Raw genomic sequence first — 15188 nt, 5'->3', positions numbered from 1 at the left:
CGCCATAACGACGAGCCCAGCAACAGGTCACTGGCTACAGAACGACGGGGAAGACCAGCGAGAAGGAGCCGAAGCCCTTCTCCAGGGCGAGTTCGCGCACAGCCGCGTAGGACCCCACGAAACCGATCCCGGCGATGATCACCGCACCCGCGACCACGAGTGCGATGAGTATCCGGTGGGTGCGTGTCAACTGCATCGCGGCCACCCGCGGCCCCCTCCTGAATTCGACATCCGGCGGGCACAGCCTGGCACATGCGTACGGACGGCGTTGCGCGGGTACGCCCGGAGCCCGGTCCCCGAGGGGGCCGGGCTCCGGAGGCGGGTGCCCGAAGGCGCTTGCGGGGGCTACTTGTTGGCTGCGGTCAGCGAGGACACCGCCGCCTTGGCCGCAGTCTGCGCCCCCTTCGACATATCGTCGGCCGAGGGGGACTTGAGGCCCTCGTAGCCGGCGCCGTTCTGGTTGACGGTCGTGATGACGTTCTCCGAACGCGTGATGACCACGGCGTAGATGAAGTCCGCGTCGGTCTTGCGCTGTTCGTAGGTGACCGTGGTCGCCTCGTTGCCGATGCCCGGCGTGGTCACCGTCTTGACGTTCTTCGCGCCGTCCGTCGCCTTCACGTCGGCCACTGCCTTGGCGTACTGGTCCTGCGCGCGCTTCTGCCCGCTGCCGAGGACGCTGTCGGAGTCGAAGCGCAGATACGAGACGGAGAGCCAGCGGTACTGGGAGCCCTTGGTGCCCTTGCTCTCCAGGCCGTTCCAGGAACACCCGGCGCGGGCCGACAGGTCGGTCGACTTGATCTCGGTTCCCGACTTGTCCTTCGCCTTGGGAACCAGGTCCGAGACGGTCTTCGCCGGGATCGACTTACAGGCGTCGGGCAGTTTGGCGTACACCGCCTTCGCGACGGTCGGGGACGCCGACGCGCTGGGCGCGGGGGAGGAGCTCGAGTTCTTCTTGCCGCTGGAGCCGGAGTCCGACGAGCAGCCGGCGACGACGAGCATCACGGGGACGGCTGCACAGGCGAGAAGGCGGGTGAGTCGCGGGGCTGATCGGTGCATGGTTCCTTCACTCATGTTTCGTACGGCTCGCGTGTGTCGTACGGGTCGTATGTGTTGTACGGCACGTACGTGACGTATATGTCGCACGGTCCGGGCCGCCACGGTACGCCGGGGGCGCCGGCCGGCGGATTACTCACTGATCTGGTCGGCGAGTTTGCCGGCCATGGCCCGCGTCCTGTCCTGCAGGCTCTTGGTGTCGGGGGGAGTGCCCGCCTCTGCGGGCTCCTCGCTGTACTCCACGGTGACGAGGACGTTCGACGCGCGGAAGACCACCCGGACCGTGTGCTGCGGGGATGCCGCACCGGCCCTGGCCGGGATGTCGGCGAGGAAGGCGGCGCTGCCCAGGCCGCTGAGGGCCCGCGACTGGAGGCCGTCCGCCGGCTGCCCGTCGTCGCTCCGCCCACTGCCTGTGGCGTCCGGCGTGCTGTCGTGTCCGCTCTTCTGCCCGCCGTTCTGCCCGGTCTTTCCGGCGGCGGGCGTGCCGCCCTGCGTGTCACTGTCCGCGTCGGCGTCCGTACCGCCGTCCGCGCCGGTGTGCGTACCGCCATCCGCGCCGGTGGACGGGCTCGCGGTGGAGGAGCCGTCCGCCGGGATGCCGGCGGCGGCGAGCTTCTGCTCGTACAGGGTCTTGGCCTGGTCGTCGTCGCTGACGGTCGTGTCGTAACTCACGACGCGTTCCATCGAGATACGCAGCCGGTGGGCATCGGCGGGCGCGTCGGCCTGCCACCGGCAGCCCACCTGGCGGTCGGTGTCGAAGGTCGCCTCGGGTGTGCCCGCGTATGCCTTCTCCTGCTGGTCCTTCGGCAGGTCGGCCATCTCCGGGAACATGTCCTTCAGCACGCCCTGGTCGGCGGCGCGGCAGGGTTCGGGCAGGGTGGAGTACTTGCCGGGCGCCGCGGCGGGAGTGGTCTCGCCGGGCTTCGCGTCGGCTCCGGAACCATCGGCCCCGGAACCGGCCGTGCAGCCGGTGACGAGCGCTGCGAGCAGCACCAAGCCGGGAACGTAAGCCCTTCGCTGCACTGTCCGAGGCTCCCTTCGGAACGGAAAACGGATACCGCCTGCTGACGGTGACCGGACACAATGTCTATCGCACGCACTGGTGTACACGCCGGTCCGCTGTCGTTTTCGCGGATCTTGATGCGTATTTTTCTCTTTCATGTTGTTCGGGGGAATCGAGGAGTTATGTCGTATGTAGAGGTTCCGGGTGCGAAGGTCCCCATCCGGATGTGGGCCGACCCGGCGTCGGTCGAGGACGGCGCGATGCAGCAGCTGCGGAACGTCGCCACACTGCCCTGGATCAAGGGCCTCGCCGTCATGCCGGACGTGCACTACGGCAAGGGCGCGACGGTCGGCTCGGTGATCGCGATGCACGGGGCGGTCTGCCCGGCGGCGGTCGGTGTGGACATCGGCTGCGGAATGTCGGCGGTGAGGACGTCACTGACGGCGAACGATCTGCCGGGCGATCTGTCGCGGCTGCGCTCCAAGATCGAACAGGCCATTCCGGTGGGCCGGGGGATGCACGACGACCCGGTGGAGCCGGGACGGCTGCACGGCTTCCCGGTGGCGGGCTGGGACGACTTCTGGACACGGTTCGACGGGGTCGCCGGAGCGGTCAAATTCCGTCAGGACCGGGCTGTGAAGCAGATGGGTTCGCTCGGCTCGGGAAACCACTTCATCGAATTCTGTCTCGATGAGTCAGATTCGGTCTGGCTAATGTTGCACTCGGGCTCCCGGAACATCGGCAAGGAGCTGGCCGACCACCACATCGGCGTCGCACAGAAACTCCCGCACAACCAGGGCCTGGTGGACCGCGACCTGGCAGTGTTCATCGCCGGCACCCCGCAGATGGGGGCGTACCGGAACGACCTGTTCTGGGCGCAGGAGTACGCGAAGTACAACCGGGCCATCATGATGAGCCTCTTCCAGGACGTGGTCCGGAAGGAGTTCAAGAAGGCCCGGGTGACCTTCGAGCCGGTCATCAGCTGCCACCACAACTACGTGTCCGAGGAGCGGTACGAGGGCATGGACCTGCTGGTCACCAGGAAGGGCGCCATCCGCGCCGGATCCGGTGACTACGGGATCATCCCCGGTTCGATGGGCACGGGTTCGTACATCGTGAAGGGCCTCGGTAACGAGAAGGCCTTCAACTCCGCCTCGCACGGCGCCGGGCGGAAGATGAGCCGGAACGCCGCGAAGCGCCGCTTCACCACGCGGGACCTGGAGGAGCAGACGCAGGGGGTGGAGTGCCGGAAGGACTCCGGTGTCGTGGACGAGATCCCTGGCGCGTACAAGCCGATCGAGCAGGTCATCGACCGGCAGCGCGACCTGGTCGAGGTCGTGGCCAAGCTCAAGCAGGTCGTGTGTGTGAAGGGCTGACCCGCAGCCGGGACAGGCTGGGTCACAGCTCCCTGTGCACCTTGGTGTTGGACGCCTGGGCGCGCGGGCGGACCACCAGGAGGTCGATGTTGACGTGGCTGGGGCGGGTCACCGCCCAGGTGATGGTCTCGGCCACGTCGTCCGCCAGCAGCGGCTCCGCCACGCCCGCGTAGACCTTGGCGGCCTTCTCCTCGTCGCCGCCGAAGCGGGTCGTGGCGAACTCCTCGGTCCTGACCATGCCGGGGGCGATCTCGATCACCCGTACCGGCTGGCCCACGATCTCCAGGCGGAGCGTCTCGGCGAGCACCCGGGCGCCGTTCTTGGCGGCCACGTAACCGCCACCGCCCTCGTACGCCCCGTGGCCCGCCGTGGACGAGACGATCACGACCGTGCCGTCGCCGCTCGCGATCAGGGCGGGGAGCAGGGTCTGGGTGAGGTTGAGCGTGCCGATGACGTTGGTCTCGTACATCTGTCGCCAGTCCGCCGGGTCGCCGGTGGCCACCGGGTCCGCGCCGAGTGCGCCGCCCGCGTTGTTGACCAGGACGCCGATGGTGGGGAACACGGTGGCGAATTCCTCGACGGCCGGGCGGTCGGTGACGTCCAGGGCGTACGCCGTGGCCTGGTGGCCCGCCGCGTTGATCTCCGCCGCCACGGCCTCGATCCGGTCCTTGCGGCGCGCGGTGAGCACGACCCGGTAGCCGGCTGCGGCGAGCTGCCGTGCGGTGGCTGCGCCGATGCCGCTGCTCGCTCCGGTGACGACGGCGATGCGGTTGGTGGCGGCGGTCATGGCGAGGCTCCTCGGGAGGGCGGTGGGTGCGGCCGGGGTGGTCGGTGCGGGACGCGCTGCCAGGATATGCCCGGTCAGCGGCCACGTGGTGCGTACATGATCACGGCCATCCCGGCCAGGCAGATCAGTGCGCCCGTCACGTCCCAGCGGTCCGGGCGGTAGCCGTCGGCGACCATGCCCCAGACGATCGACCCGGCGACGAAGATCCCCCCGTACGCGGCGAGGATCCTGCCGAACTGGCCCTCGGGCTGGAGGGTCGCGACGAAGCCGTAGATGCCGAGCGCGATGACGCCGCTGCCGATCCAGATCCAGCCCCTGCTGTCCCGTACGCCCTGCCAGATGAGCCAGGCGCCGCCGATCTCGAAGAAGGCGGCGACGACGAACAGGGCGACTGAGCGGAGGATCAGCATGGGGCCAGCCTGGCAGGTCTTCCTGCGGGGCTGTTGCTGGTGGGGCGGTTGAGCGGGGTGATTGAGCGGGGTGGTGAGCGGAGGTGGTGAGCGTGCTGCGGATCAGCCGTCCGCGGAGCGGGGCGCCGGGCTGAACTCGCGCAGCGCGTCGGCCACGATGGCCTCAAGGCGGTGGTGGTGCGCCCCGCGCCAGTACACCCGCCGGCACACGAGGCACTGGGCGAAGACGTCGTGGGAGCGCTCGGTGCCGCCCTCGATCCGCTCGCGCACGCTCTCCTTGGTGGCAGGGGCCAGCTCGCCGTTGCAGGCGCTGCACCGGGTCCAGGGCGCGAGGTCGGGGGCGAACCTGCCCAGTACGTCGCGGAGTTGTTCGTCGGGCTGGTCGCTGTAGACGTACGCCCCGGCCCAGAGCTCGCGCCGTCGCAGCAGGCCCCGGTCCCGGGAGAGCAGGACGCGCCGGTGCTGCGCCGAGTACGTGGCGAGGGCCGGGTCCCCGATGTCCTCGCTGAAGTACGCGGTGTCCACGCCGAGCAGCCGCAACCGCCGTGCCAGCGTGCCGAGATGGACGTCCAGCAGGAAGCGGAGCGGGGCGCCGGGAACCTGTTGGGGGCGCTCCACCGCGTGCACCTCGATGATCTCGCCCGCGCGCGGGATGTGCGAGGACGGTACGGTCCGGCCGTCCACGGCCAGCCGGCCGGCCTCGGTGAGCGGGATGCCGGCCGACTCGACGACGTGGCCGAGCGAGGACGAGCCGTCGGTGACCAGGGTCGTACGTCCCTGGCGGCGTTCCGATGGGAGGAAGAGTCGCAGTTCAGGGGCGACTTCGAGGTGGATCTCCGGTCCGTTCACGCTGCCAGGATGTCATCGGGCCGGGGGCCGGGCCAGAGATTTCTGCTGTGTCGGGGGAGTGGTGGGGCGTGCTTCGGCAGGGTCAGCCGACCGTCCGGTAGCCCCTGTGAACTCACCCCGTGCGAGTGGGTTCGGTGGCCACTCGGGGCCGATCCGCTGACGGGGGCGTGCCTTCGGGCGCCTCCGTGCGTTACCCCGACCATGAACGTACGTCGAATTCTCACCACCGCAGCCGCCGGATCCGCCCTCCTCGCCGCCTTCGCACCCGCCGCCCAGGCCAGCAGCCTCGGGGGCACGCTCAGCGACACGGCCCAGACCACGGCCGCCGTCGGCGAGCAGGCAAAGCCCATCGCCAAGAGTGTCGTCGGGAACAACGTCGGCAAGAAGGTGCACGCCGTGAAGGGAGCGGCGAAGGCCGGTAGCGACGCCCTGAAGGCGGGCAACGAACTCCTCAGCAGCTGAATTTGACTCAGCGGCTGATCCCACTCAGCAGCTGAGTCCGACTCAGCAGCTCAGCAGCCGATGGCCGGTTCCCGGGAGCGCCTGCTCCCGGGAGCTCCGCCCCGGCCGCCCACCCGCACTCCGTCCCCGCTACGACTGGGGCGAGACGCCGTACGCAGCCGGGGGCACGCCGATCGTCGCGGTGAAGTCGCGCGTGAGGTGCGCCTGGTCGCTGTAGCCCAGTTCGCCGGCGAGCGCCGCCCAGTCGACCGCCGTGTCCGTCTCCGCGCGTTCCAGGGCCTCGTGGATGCGTTAGCGCAGGATCACCCACTTGGGGCTCACGCCGACGTACGAGGCGAAGAGCCGTTGCAGGGACCGCGCCGATACGCCTTCCCCGGCGGCCAGTTCCTCGACCCGGCGCATCGTACGGTCCGCCCGCACCCGGTCCACCAGGGCCATCGCCCGGCTCGCCTGCGGGTCGGGCCGGGGAGCCAGCGACAGCAGGAAGCGGTCCAGCGCGGCCACCCGTGCGTCCTCGTCGGGCGGCGTGAGGACGTCCGCCGGCCAGGCGCCGGAATCAGGGAGGACCTCGGGCAGCGGGACACGGCGTCCGGTCCACTCCGCCACCGGACGGTCCGGTACGAAGGGACGGAATCCGCCGGGCCGGAACTGGATGCCGCACACCGCGCCCACCCCGGCCAGCGTCTGGGTGAACAGGCCGAGCCCGACACCCGCGACCTCGCCGAACGCGGGCGCGCCGCCGAAGTGCTGGAAGACGATGTTCACCGAAGGGTGCGGCACGACATGGGAGACATGCGGTTCGGCCAGGTCCCAGTCGATGAGCCAGTAGTGCTCCAGATACGGACGGAGCGCGGGCGCCGGTGCGCGGCGGCGGAACCGGACGCGTGCGAACAGCTCGGGGGCGTCGACGATGCCCCTGGTATCGCGCCGGGGGCCGTGCGCCGGGCCGGGCGGCGGGCCTGACATGCGAGTGATCGTATGTCGCGTTTCTTCAAGACGCCTCCGCCCGGCCGCGCCTAACGTCGGAACCATGAACGAGAACGAGAACGAGGTCCAGAACGTCAACGGAGGCGGGGCCGCCTCCGGGGCTCCGGGTGCGCCGGCGATCAGCGATCTGCTCGCGGCCGCCGCCGCGCGGGCGCTCACCGTGGTCCGGGGCATCGGGGACGCCCAGCTCGCGGACCGTACGCCGTGCGCCGAGTACGACGTACACGCACTGGTCAACCACCTCATCCACGTCCTGGTCAACTTCCAGGCGCTGGCCGCCCGTAAGGACGTGGACTTCAGTTCCGAGCCGGAGTACGTGGTGGGCGACTGGCGGCGCAGGTTCGGTGAGGAGACCGCGGCTCTTGTCACCGCGTGGGCCGCGCCCGGTGCGGAGGACGGCACGGCGGGCGCCATGAACCTGCCGGCCAGGACGGTCGGCCACATGGTGCTCGGTGATCTGACCGTGCACGCCTGGGACCTGGCCCGCGCGACCGGTCAGGACTTCGTGCCCGAGCCGGCCGTGGTCGACGAGCTCTCACCCGCGCTCGCGGACATGGCCCCGATGGCCCGCGCCGGGGGCGTCTTCGGCGAGCCGGTGCAGGTGGCGGCCGGGGCCTCCGCGTTCGACCGAGTCCTCGCTCTCACCGGCCGGGACCCGCACTGGAGCCGTTAGCTGTCAGCCGTCGTCCGTGCGGGAGACCCGAGGCCGGCGGCGGCGAGTCCGCCGACGGGCCGTGCTGATCAGGGCGGTGAGCGCGGAGGCGGCGAACAGTCCTGCGGTGATCAGCAGCCACCGGTCGAGGTAGACGCTGTCCGAGAGCCCGGTGTCCTGGTGGTACGGGGCCGACCTGCGCAGGATCAGCGGGAACCAGACCAGCAGCAGAAGCAGGGACAGGACCACCGGGGTACGCAGATGGTTGAGCCCGCGGCGCCCGGCCGAACGGCCCTTACGGTCCTTACTGCTTTTACCATCCTTGCGCGGCGGGAGCGCGGTCTGGGCGGTGAGGTCCGCAGCGCTGTAGAGGGGCACCAGGACGAGATCGTGCAGGAGCGCGGCACCGATGAACCAGACGGCGACGGCGACGGTACGGCCCATGAGGAGCTGCACCGCGGCGTACCCGGCGACCGTGAAACAGCAGGCCATGACGAGCAGATGGACGGGGTGGGCGCCGTAGCGGCGTGAGAAGAGGCTCATGGTCACGTCCGGAAGGTGAGGCGGCGGACCCATTTGGTGTTGTTCACGCCGGGGTTGGCGGGAACGATGATCCGGGCGGGGTAGCCGTGGTCGGTGGAGAGCGGTGCTCCGTTGACATGCAGGGCGAGCAGTGAGAGTGGGTTGCTGATCTGATTGCCCGCCAGGAGCACCTTGCTGAAGGCGCCCCGGAGCTGTACGGATTCGACCAGGACGCTGGTGGCATGCGGCGCGCCGGCGAGGGCGGCGAGGTCGGAGAGGCGTAGCCCCGACCAGCTCTGGTCGTCGGTGGACCAGCCCTCCACGCAGGCGATCGGCAGCTGGGCCGTGTGCTGTTCCATGGCGAGCAACTGCGCGCGGGTGAAGGTGAGTTTCCGTGTCCCGAAGATCTCCAGGCGCCAGCCGGGACCGATGTCGGACGCCCTGATGCCTACGGCGCTCGCGCTCTTGTTGATCTGGAAGCCGTTCGGGCCCGGCAGGGGGTCGCGGTTGTGCGGGGCGAGCAGAGCGGTGCGGCGCAGGGAGCCTCCGATGCTCTGCCCCGCGGTCACTACGAGCAGGGCCAGCGATCCGGCGCCCACCAGTCCGAGCGCGCCCCGCCTGCTCATGGTCGGGCGGGCGGGCGCGGCAGCGACAAGGCCGTACGGATCGGGCGGCTCCGGTTCGGTGTGCGCGGCGTCGGTGGCCAGCACCGAACGCAGGGTGCGGGAGCGCACCGCCCGCCACATCCGCCCCAGCCGTAGCACGGCGTGGGCCGCGAAGGCGGCCATGAACACCCAGGCGCCGTAGAAGTGCAGGGTGTAGAAGGAGCCGGGGAAGACGTAGTCGAGCTGGATGTTGAGCACGCCGGTGACGAACTCGAAGAGGACCCCGCCGACCAGCAGGATCAGCGAGAGGCGCTCCAGGGCTTGCGCGGGGCTGAGCGCGGGCGGCCAGGCGAAGAGCTTCGGGACGACCGACCAGAGTTTGGCGAGCACCACCGGGATGAGGACGATCCCGAGTGTGACGTGTACGCCCTGGGTGAGGCGGTAGAGCCAGTAGGGGTGGGTGGGCCAGGTGAACAGGTAGAAGCCCAGCAGCCCCTTGCCGGGCGTCTTGTCGTTGAGCGCCCCCAGCCCCGGGTTGTAGGCGGCGTACGACAGCAGTCCGGTGATGAACAGGACCGTGATGCCGCACAGCAGGACCAGGCCGAGGACCGCCGTCAGCCACGGTCCGCGGAGCGGACTGCGCCAGAAGGCGGGGCGGAAGGGGCCGGGCGGCGCCGTGACGGCGAGCACCCGCGCCCGGCCGAGCAGCCCGCCGCCCCGCCGGGCAGCAGGCCCTGGTTCCTTCCGCTCCTTCCGGTAAGGGCTGGCCCCGGTCGCCGGCCCGGCCGGGCGCGGGGCGCGGTCGCCGTCGGCTCCGCGGTCACTGCTCCCGGCCACGGCGCCCACCTGCCCGCACGGTCGCCGGAGTCGGAGCCGGAGCCGGATCGGTTCCTGCTGAACTTGCCGCCGCCGTACTGGCTGCCGCTGAGGCTGTCACCACCGGCCCGCTCGCCGCTGAACCTGCTACTGCCGGATCGGTTGCCGGATCCGTCGTCCGAAGATGCCTGGCCATCCGCCGATCCTCGGGCCGGATTCCGTACGGGCCCGGTGTACGCGGTCGACCGGGGGCCGTACGTCAGCCGCACGGCGCAGTGCCGGGCGCCGGGTACCGGGGGCCCGGCGCGGGAGGAGCCCCCGCCGGGCTGACCTCCCGGTGCCGTGCCACCCGGTGCTGTGCTCAGTGACCGCCGGTGAGTTCGCCGGTGAGTTTCCCGTGGATCTCGGCGCTGGGGCGGTTGAGCCCGACGATCTCGACGGCCTTGCCCCGCTGCTCGTATTTCGTGGTGATGGCGTCGAGTGCGGCCACGGACGAGGCGTCCCAGACATGGGACGCCGTCAGGTCGATGACGACCCTGTCCGGGTCGGTCGCGTAGTCGAACCGGGTTACCAGGTCGTTCGACGAGGCGAAGAAGAGCGCGCCGGTCACCGTGTAGGTGATCCGGCCGCCGTCCGGGTCCAGGACGGAGCTGACCCCGGCGAGGCGGGCGACGCGGCGGGCGAAGATCACCATGGCGGTGACGGTTCCGACGACCACTCCGATGGACAGGTTGCTGGTCGCGACGGTGATGATCACGGTGATCACCATGACCACGGTCTCGCCGGCGGGCATCCGCTTGAGCGTGGCGGGCCTGATGGAGTGCCAGTCGAAGGTGCCGACCGAGACGAGGACCATGACGGCGACCAGCGCCGCCATGGGGATCCTGGAGACGACCGGACCGAGCACGATGCACAGGATGAGCAGGAAGAACCCGGCCAGGAAGGTGGACAGCCGGGTCCGGGCCCCGTTCTTGACGTTGATCATCGTCTGGCCGATCATCGCGCAACCGCCCATACCGCCGAAGAAGCCGGTGACGATGTTCGCGATGCCCTGCCCGATGGATTCCCGGGTCTTGCCGGAGCGCGTGTCGGTGATCTCGTCCACCAGCTTCGCCGTCATCAAGGACTCCATCAGCCCGACCAGGGCCATCGCCAGGGCGTACGGAGCGATGACGGTCAGGGTGTGGAGGTCGAACGGCACGTCCGGCAGGCCCGGAACCGGCAGCGACGAGGGCAGCCTGCCCTTGTCGCCCACGGTGGGGACCGCGATGCCGGCGGCAACCGTGATGACCGTGAGGATCACGATGGAGACCAGCGGCGCCGGGACCACCTTCGTCAGCTTCGGGAAGAACACCATCAGGAGCAGGCCCGCGCAGGTCAGCGGATAGACCGGCCAGGGCACACCGGTCAGGTTCGGTATCTGGGCGGTGAACAGCAGGATGCCCAGCGCATTGACGAAGCCGACCATCACCGAGCGCGGCACGAACCGCATCAGCTTCGCCACGCCCAGAGCGCCCAGGGCGATCTGGAACGCACCCGCCAGGATCACCGTCGCCAGGAGGTACGGGAGTCCGTGCTCCCGGGCGACCGGGGCGACGACAAGGGCCACCGAACCGGTCGATGCGGAGATCATCGCGGGGCGGCCGCCGACGAAGGCGATCACCATGGCCATCGTGCACGCGGCGAAGAGGCCCACCTTGGGATCGACACCGGCGATGACGGAGAAGGAGATCGCCTCGGGGATCAGCGCCAGCCCAACCACGAGGCCGGCCAGCACCTCCGTACGGAAGACCCGCGGATTCAGCCAGGGAGGCCGGGCACCGGGGGCCGGACGCGGTCCTCGGACGGAGCCGGGCAGAACTGATGAGCGCAAGGGGGAAGGAACCTGTCGTGCTCGGGCACCATCCGGACCGAGGAGCGTGCGGCGGCCTGGGATCGGGAGATGCGGGAGATACGAGATGCCGGGCGGCACCCCGGCGCCATGGGGACACACGGGTCTCGCGCGGGCGACAGCAAACTCTACCCTAACGTTAGGGTAGAGACCGGTGGCGGCCGCACCGGCCGGGAAGCGCGAGAGGCATACAGGTGAGCAGCGAGCACATGCAGATCGGCGAAGTCGCCTCACGTACCGAACTGTCGCTGCGCACCATCCGGCATTACGAGGAAACCGGACTGGTCAGGCCGTCGGCCCGCTCCCAGGGCGGGTTCCGCCTCTATACGGAGGCGGATGTGGCGCGGCTGATGGTCATCCGCCGGATGAAGCCGCTCGGTTTCACGCTGGACGAGATGCGCGGGCTCCTGGAGGCCACCGACCGTCTGGACGACCCGGCCCCGCTCGGCGCGGCCGACCGCGCGGCACTCCTGGAGAGGATCCGGGGATACGAGGAGGCCGCCGCCGGGCGGGTCGACGACCTGCGGATCCAGCTGGCCAGGGCCGAGGAGTTCGCTGCCACTCTCCGTGCCCGCCTGGCCGTTCCGGCCTCAGCGGGGGCTGACCAGGAGGTCCCTCCCGTCCCGACTTCATTTGCCTAGTGCAAAGAGTCACATGTGTAGCTTCGCTCCATATATTTTTGCATAATGCAAACATGTTGAGCAGAGGAGTCGCAGGGGCGGTAAGGGTGCGCGAGGAGCACGGGAAGCTCGCCGTGCTCGCCGCGCTGACCGGCATCGGCGCGGGACTCGGGTCCATAGTCTTCCGCTGGCTGATCAAGACCTTCACGCAGCTCTTCTCCGGGCACGTGGACTACTCGGGCGCCGGACATGCCGCGAACCCGCACGTGTCCTGGCTCGGCCCGTTCTTCGTGCTGCTCGCGCCGGTCGTCGGCGGGCTGCTGTACGGGCCGCTGGTGGACCGGTTCGCCAAGGAGGCCCGCGGCCACGGGGTGCCCGAGGTGATGCTCGCGGTCGCCCAGCGCGGTGGCCGTATCAACGCGAGTGTGGCGGTCGTCAAGTCGCTGGCCTCGGCGCTGACCATCGGGTCAGGCGGATCGGTGGGCCGTGAGGGGCCGATCGTGCAGATCGGCTCGGCACTCGGCTCCACGCTGGGCCGGCTGGCCAAGGTCACCGAGGGGCGGATGCGGCTGCTGGTGGCCTGCGGTGCGGCCGGCGGTATCGCCGCGACCTTCAACGCCCCGCTGGCCGGGGTGTTCTTCGCGATGGAGCTCATCCTGCGGGACTTCGCCATCGAGTCCTTCGGCGCCGTCGTCCTCTCCAGTGTGGCCGCGAGCGTCATCGGCCGTGCCGCGTTCGGGAACGCCGCGTTTCTGAACCTCCCGTCGTTCCATGTCGAACACGTCGCCCAGTACGGCCTGTTCGCCCTGCTCGGTATCGCGGCCGGCTGTGCGGGGATCGGCTTCACCCGCACCCTCTACTGGATCGAGGACGCCTGCGACTGGGCGTGGCGCGGCCCCGAGTGGCTGCGGCCCGCGGCCGGCGGACTCCTGCTGGGCGTTGTCCTGCTGGCGCTTCCGGAGATGTACGGGGTCGGGTACCCGGTTCTGGAGAACGCGGCCGAGGGCCGGTACGCCGCCGGGTTCCTGCTGCTGCTCCTGATCGGCAAGATCCTCGCCACCAGCCTGACCATCGGGATCGGCGGCTCCGGCGGGGTGTTCGCACCAAGTCTGTTCATCGGCGCGATGCTCGGTTCCGCGTACGGGATCGGGATGCAGCAGCTGCTGCCCGGCACGGCGGGGGCGGTCGGGGCGTACGCGCTGGTCGGGATGGGAGCGGTCTTCGCCGGATCGGCGCGGGCGCCGATCACCGCGGTGGTGATCCTCTTCGAGCTGACGGGTGAGTACTCGATCATCCTGCCGCTGATGCTGGCTGTCGTCACCGCCACCCTGGTCAGCAAACTGATCGGCCGCGACACCGTCTACACCCTGAAACTCCGGCGCCGTGGCATCGACCTCGACGCCGCGGCCCCCGGCGCCCCACTGGGCACTCAGCGGGTCGACGAGGTCATGGAGGACCTCCCGTATCCGCTGCCCGCCGCGACCACGCTGTCGGCAGCCGCGCTGCTGCTCGCCCACTCCGAGCACGGCAGCCTGCCGGTGATCGACGCGGACGACCGGTACGTCGGGACGGTCACCGCCCGAGCCGTGGCGGAGGCCCTGGCCGAGACCCCGGACGGTGAGGCCGGAGCACCGGCCACGGCCGGGGACCTGGCCGAACTGCCGCCGCGGCTCCGCTCGGACATGCCGCTGTCGGCGGCGCTGCACGCGTTGGTCTCGGCACCGGGCACCGGACTGCCCGTACTCGACGCCGACCGGGACGCCCCGGTCGGCTGGATCACCCACCAGAGCGCACTGCGGGCGCTGCACCCGGTGGCCGCGGCAGCGTAGCCCTGCTGGTCCTGAAACCGGGGCGGGCACCGGCGGCGGAAACCCGGCGCTCGGCGCGGTACAAAGAAGCATGAGCGCGCGACCGCACCCCACCGGCCCTGGTACCGATGCCGACCCGGGCACGGCCCCTGGTACCCACCGCCCGCCCCGGTAGCGCAACCGCCCCGGGCGCCGACGACGTCGACGCGGTGACCCACGCGGTGCTGACGGCGTCCCGTCTGCTGGTGGCCGTGTCGGCCAGGTCGCTGGCCGAGGTGGAGGACCGGGTCACGCTGCCTCAGTTCCGGCTGCTCGTCGTGCTGTCGACGTACGACACGGCGAAACTCGTGGTGCTCGCCGAACTGCTCGATGTGAATCCGTCGACGGCGATGCGCATGCTCGACCGCCTCATCTCGGCCGGCCTCGCCGACCGGCAGTCCGACCCGGACGACCGGCGGGCCACACTGCTGCGCCTCACCGCCGAGGGGCGCCGGCTGGTCGAGGAGGTCACCGCCCGCCGCCGGCGGGAGATCGCCACGGTGGTGGAGAAGCTCGCCCCCGAAGAGAGGTCGGCCCTGGTGAAGGCGCTGACGGCCTTCAGCGACGCGGGCGGGGAGCCCGCCGTCCAGGGCAAGGAGGCCGTGCTCTATCCGCTCGGCTGGTCCGATCCACCCGTGCACCGCTCCACCTGACGCCTCCGCCCGGTATGTCCGTCCGGCACGGCACACCGGCGACCGGGTACGGTACCGGCCCCGCTCACGGCCACACCAGGCAGTAAGCCTGATGCCCCGCGTCATGCAGCCGGTGGCTGAAGTCCTGCCATTCGTGCAGCAGTTGGTACGCGTTGAACGCGTCCCGGGGGCCGCCGCGGTCCGGGACCGTCGACCAGATGAAGGCCGCGGCTCCCACCGATTCCTCGCCCACCCCGCGCAGCGGGTCCACGACCGTCATCGGGAGCTTCACGACCGCGTAGTCGGGGTGCAGCACGACCAGTTCCAGTGGGGGCACTTTGCCCAGGGGTATGCCCTGGATGCCGGTGAGGACCATGGCGGCCATCGTCTCCGGCTTTATCTTCGTGAACATGCCGCCCATGCCGAGCTCGTCGCCGCCCAGCTGCTCGGGGCGCATGGTGACCGGTACCCGGGCCGCCGTCGCCCCGTCGGGCGCGCCGAAGTACTTGTAGGTCACGCCCACAAGCCCACCACTCCTGCTTCCCGTACTCCGTGCCTTCGCCCGCGCCTCTGCCTCTCGTCGGTGCTTTCCCCTTCGGGCAGGCTCGGGACCGAGGTCATCGGTCCCCTCACCCAGTCCGCCACCGCGATGCATATCTCCACCCGACCACTCGCG

At 70.4% G+C, this 15188-nt stretch carries 15 protein-coding genes and 2 pseudogenes; 6 read left to right on the top strand and 11 right to left on the bottom strand.

What is annotated here, in order from left to right:
- Nucleotides 1-43: 43 nt before the first annotated feature.
- The 3 genes and pseudogenes from OG452_RS14480 to OG452_RS14470 form a co-directional block, all read right to left on the bottom strand.
- Nucleotides 44-205, bottom strand: a pseudogene (locus tag OG452_RS14480) (DUF2637 domain-containing protein); the annotation flags it as partial.
- A 140-nt stretch (nucleotides 206-345) separates the two neighbouring features.
- The gene (locus OG452_RS14475; RefSeq protein ID WP_327296011.1) at nucleotides 346-1056 is read right to left on the bottom strand and encodes a DUF3558 domain-containing protein; all 711 of its coding nucleotides are present in this window, start codon (nucleotides 1054-1056) and stop codon (nucleotides 346-348) included.
- A 129-nt stretch (nucleotides 1057-1185) separates the two neighbouring features.
- A complete protein-coding gene (locus OG452_RS14470; protein WP_327299631.1) occupies nucleotides 1186-2046 on the bottom strand; it encodes a DUF3558 domain-containing protein in 861 nt (286 codons plus the stop codon).
- A 192-nt stretch (nucleotides 2047-2238) separates the two neighbouring features.
- Here OG452_RS14470 and OG452_RS14465 point away from each other — a divergent pair, with 192 nt between their 5' ends.
- Nucleotides 2239-3432, top strand: coding sequence for an RtcB family protein (locus OG452_RS14465; RefSeq protein ID WP_327296010.1), 1194 nt, complete (start codon nucleotides 2239-2241; stop codon nucleotides 3430-3432).
- A 22-nt stretch (nucleotides 3433-3454) separates the two neighbouring features.
- On the opposite strand, the gene OG452_RS14460 is transcribed toward OG452_RS14465, so the two are convergent.
- The 3 genes from OG452_RS14460 to OG452_RS14450 form a co-directional block, all read right to left on the bottom strand.
- Nucleotides 3455-4219: an SDR family NAD(P)-dependent oxidoreductase gene (locus tag OG452_RS14460; RefSeq protein WP_327296009.1), complete on the bottom strand. Its 765-nt coding sequence runs from the start codon at nucleotides 4217-4219 to the stop codon at nucleotides 3455-3457.
- A 74-nt stretch (nucleotides 4220-4293) separates the two neighbouring features.
- On the bottom strand, nucleotides 4294-4629 hold the full coding sequence (locus OG452_RS14455; RefSeq protein WP_327296008.1) for a YnfA family protein: 336 nt from the start codon (nucleotides 4627-4629) through the stop codon (nucleotides 4294-4296).
- A gap of 102 nt (nucleotides 4630-4731) precedes the next feature.
- The gene (locus OG452_RS14450) at nucleotides 4732-5478 is read right to left on the bottom strand and encodes a Mut7-C RNAse domain-containing protein (RefSeq protein WP_327296007.1); all 747 of its coding nucleotides are present in this window, start codon (nucleotides 5476-5478) and stop codon (nucleotides 4732-4734) included.
- A gap of 201 nt (nucleotides 5479-5679) precedes the next feature.
- Between OG452_RS14450 and OG452_RS14445 the strand changes: the two genes are divergently transcribed.
- Nucleotides 5680-5940, top strand: a complete 261-nt coding sequence (locus OG452_RS14445) for a hypothetical protein (RefSeq protein ID WP_327296006.1) — start codon at nucleotides 5680-5682, stop codon at nucleotides 5938-5940.
- A gap of 129 nt (nucleotides 5941-6069) precedes the next feature.
- Here the strand turns inward: OG452_RS14445 and OG452_RS14440 are convergent.
- Nucleotides 6070-6906 (bottom strand): annotated as a pseudogene (locus OG452_RS14440) (AraC family transcriptional regulator).
- A 64-nt stretch (nucleotides 6907-6970) separates the two neighbouring features.
- Here OG452_RS14440 and OG452_RS14435 point away from each other — a divergent pair.
- Nucleotides 6971-7600, top strand: a complete 630-nt coding sequence (locus OG452_RS14435) for a TIGR03086 family metal-binding protein (RefSeq protein ID WP_327296005.1) — start codon at nucleotides 6971-6973, stop codon at nucleotides 7598-7600.
- Between the two features lie 3 nt (nucleotides 7601-7603).
- Here the strand turns inward: OG452_RS14435 and OG452_RS14430 are convergent, their stop codons facing one another.
- The 3 genes from OG452_RS14430 to OG452_RS14420 form a co-directional block, all read right to left on the bottom strand.
- Entirely contained in the window at nucleotides 7604-8122 is a 519-nt protein-coding gene (locus tag OG452_RS14430) for a hypothetical protein (protein WP_327299630.1), read from the bottom strand.
- 2 nt (nucleotides 8123-8124) lie between these two features.
- Entirely contained in the window at nucleotides 8125-9414 is a 1290-nt protein-coding gene (locus OG452_RS14425; protein WP_405565529.1) for a molybdopterin-dependent oxidoreductase, read from the bottom strand.
- Between the two features lie 469 nt (nucleotides 9415-9883).
- A complete protein-coding gene (locus OG452_RS14420; protein WP_327299628.1) occupies nucleotides 9884-11380 on the bottom strand; it encodes a SulP family inorganic anion transporter in 1497 nt (498 codons plus the stop codon).
- A 227-nt stretch (nucleotides 11381-11607) separates the two neighbouring features.
- Between OG452_RS14420 and OG452_RS14415 the strand changes: the two genes are divergently transcribed.
- The 3 genes from OG452_RS14415 (at nucleotide 11608) to OG452_RS14405 (ending at nucleotide 14533) form a co-directional block, all read left to right on the top strand.
- Nucleotides 11608-12054: a MerR family transcriptional regulator gene (locus OG452_RS14415; RefSeq protein ID WP_327296004.1), complete on the top strand. Its 447-nt coding sequence runs from the start codon at nucleotides 11608-11610 to the stop codon at nucleotides 12052-12054.
- A gap of 53 nt (nucleotides 12055-12107) precedes the next feature.
- Nucleotides 12108-13862 (top strand): chloride channel protein, encoded by a 1755-nt coding sequence (locus OG452_RS14410; protein ID WP_327296003.1) that lies wholly within the window; start codon nucleotides 12108-12110, stop codon nucleotides 13860-13862.
- Nucleotides 13863-13969: 107 nt separating this feature from the next.
- Nucleotides 13970-14533: a MarR family winged helix-turn-helix transcriptional regulator gene (locus OG452_RS14405; protein ID WP_327296002.1), complete on the top strand. Its 564-nt coding sequence runs from the start codon at nucleotides 13970-13972 to the stop codon at nucleotides 14531-14533.
- A gap of 64 nt (nucleotides 14534-14597) precedes the next feature.
- On the opposite strand, the gene OG452_RS14400 is transcribed toward OG452_RS14405, so the two are convergent.
- Nucleotides 14598-15167: a hypothetical protein gene (locus tag OG452_RS14400; RefSeq protein WP_266854542.1), complete on the bottom strand. Its 570-nt coding sequence runs from the start codon at nucleotides 15165-15167 to the stop codon at nucleotides 14598-14600.
- Nucleotides 15168-15188: the final 21 nt, after the last annotated feature.

It is taken from the genome of Streptomyces sp. NBC_01197 (assembly GCF_036010505.1).
GTDB lineage: Bacteria > Actinomycetota > Actinomycetes > Streptomycetales > Streptomycetaceae > Streptomyces.
This window is presented reverse-complemented; position numbering and strand designations above follow the sequence as displayed.

Bases quoted from the DNA above. Each gene is read 5' to 3' on its own strand.
- OG452_RS14475 (WP_327296011.1), bottom strand. From the start codon at position 1,056: ATGCACCGATCAGCCCCGCGACTCACCCGCCTTCTCGCCTGTGCAGCC.
- OG452_RS14465 (WP_327296010.1), top strand. From the start codon at position 2,239: ATGTCGTATGTAGAGGTTCCGGGTGCGAAGGTCCCCATCCGGATGTGG.
- OG452_RS14460 (WP_327296009.1), bottom strand. From the start codon at position 4,219: ATGACCGCCGCCACCAACCGCATCGCCGTCGTCACCGGAGCGAGCAGC.
- OG452_RS14455 (WP_327296008.1), bottom strand. From the start codon at position 4,629: ATGCTGATCCTCCGCTCAGTCGCCCTGTTCGTCGTCGCCGCCTTCTTC.
- OG452_RS14445 (WP_327296006.1), top strand. From the start codon at position 5,680: ATGAACGTACGTCGAATTCTCACCACCGCAGCCGCCGGATCCGCCCTC.
- OG452_RS14435 (WP_327296005.1), top strand. From the start codon at position 6,971: ATGAACGAGAACGAGAACGAGGTCCAGAACGTCAACGGAGGCGGGGCC.
- OG452_RS14430 (WP_327299630.1), bottom strand. From the start codon at position 8,122: ATGAGCCTCTTCTCACGCCGCTACGGCGCCCACCCCGTCCATCTGCTC.
- OG452_RS14410 (WP_327296003.1), top strand. From the start codon at position 12,108: ATGTTGAGCAGAGGAGTCGCAGGGGCGGTAAGGGTGCGCGAGGAGCAC.
- OG452_RS14405 (WP_327296002.1), top strand. From the start codon at position 13,970: ATGCCGACCCGGGCACGGCCCCTGGTACCCACCGCCCGCCCCGGTAGC.
- OG452_RS14400 (WP_266854542.1), bottom strand. From the start codon at position 15,167: ATGCATCGCGGTGGCGGACTGGGTGAGGGGACCGATGACCTCGGTCCC.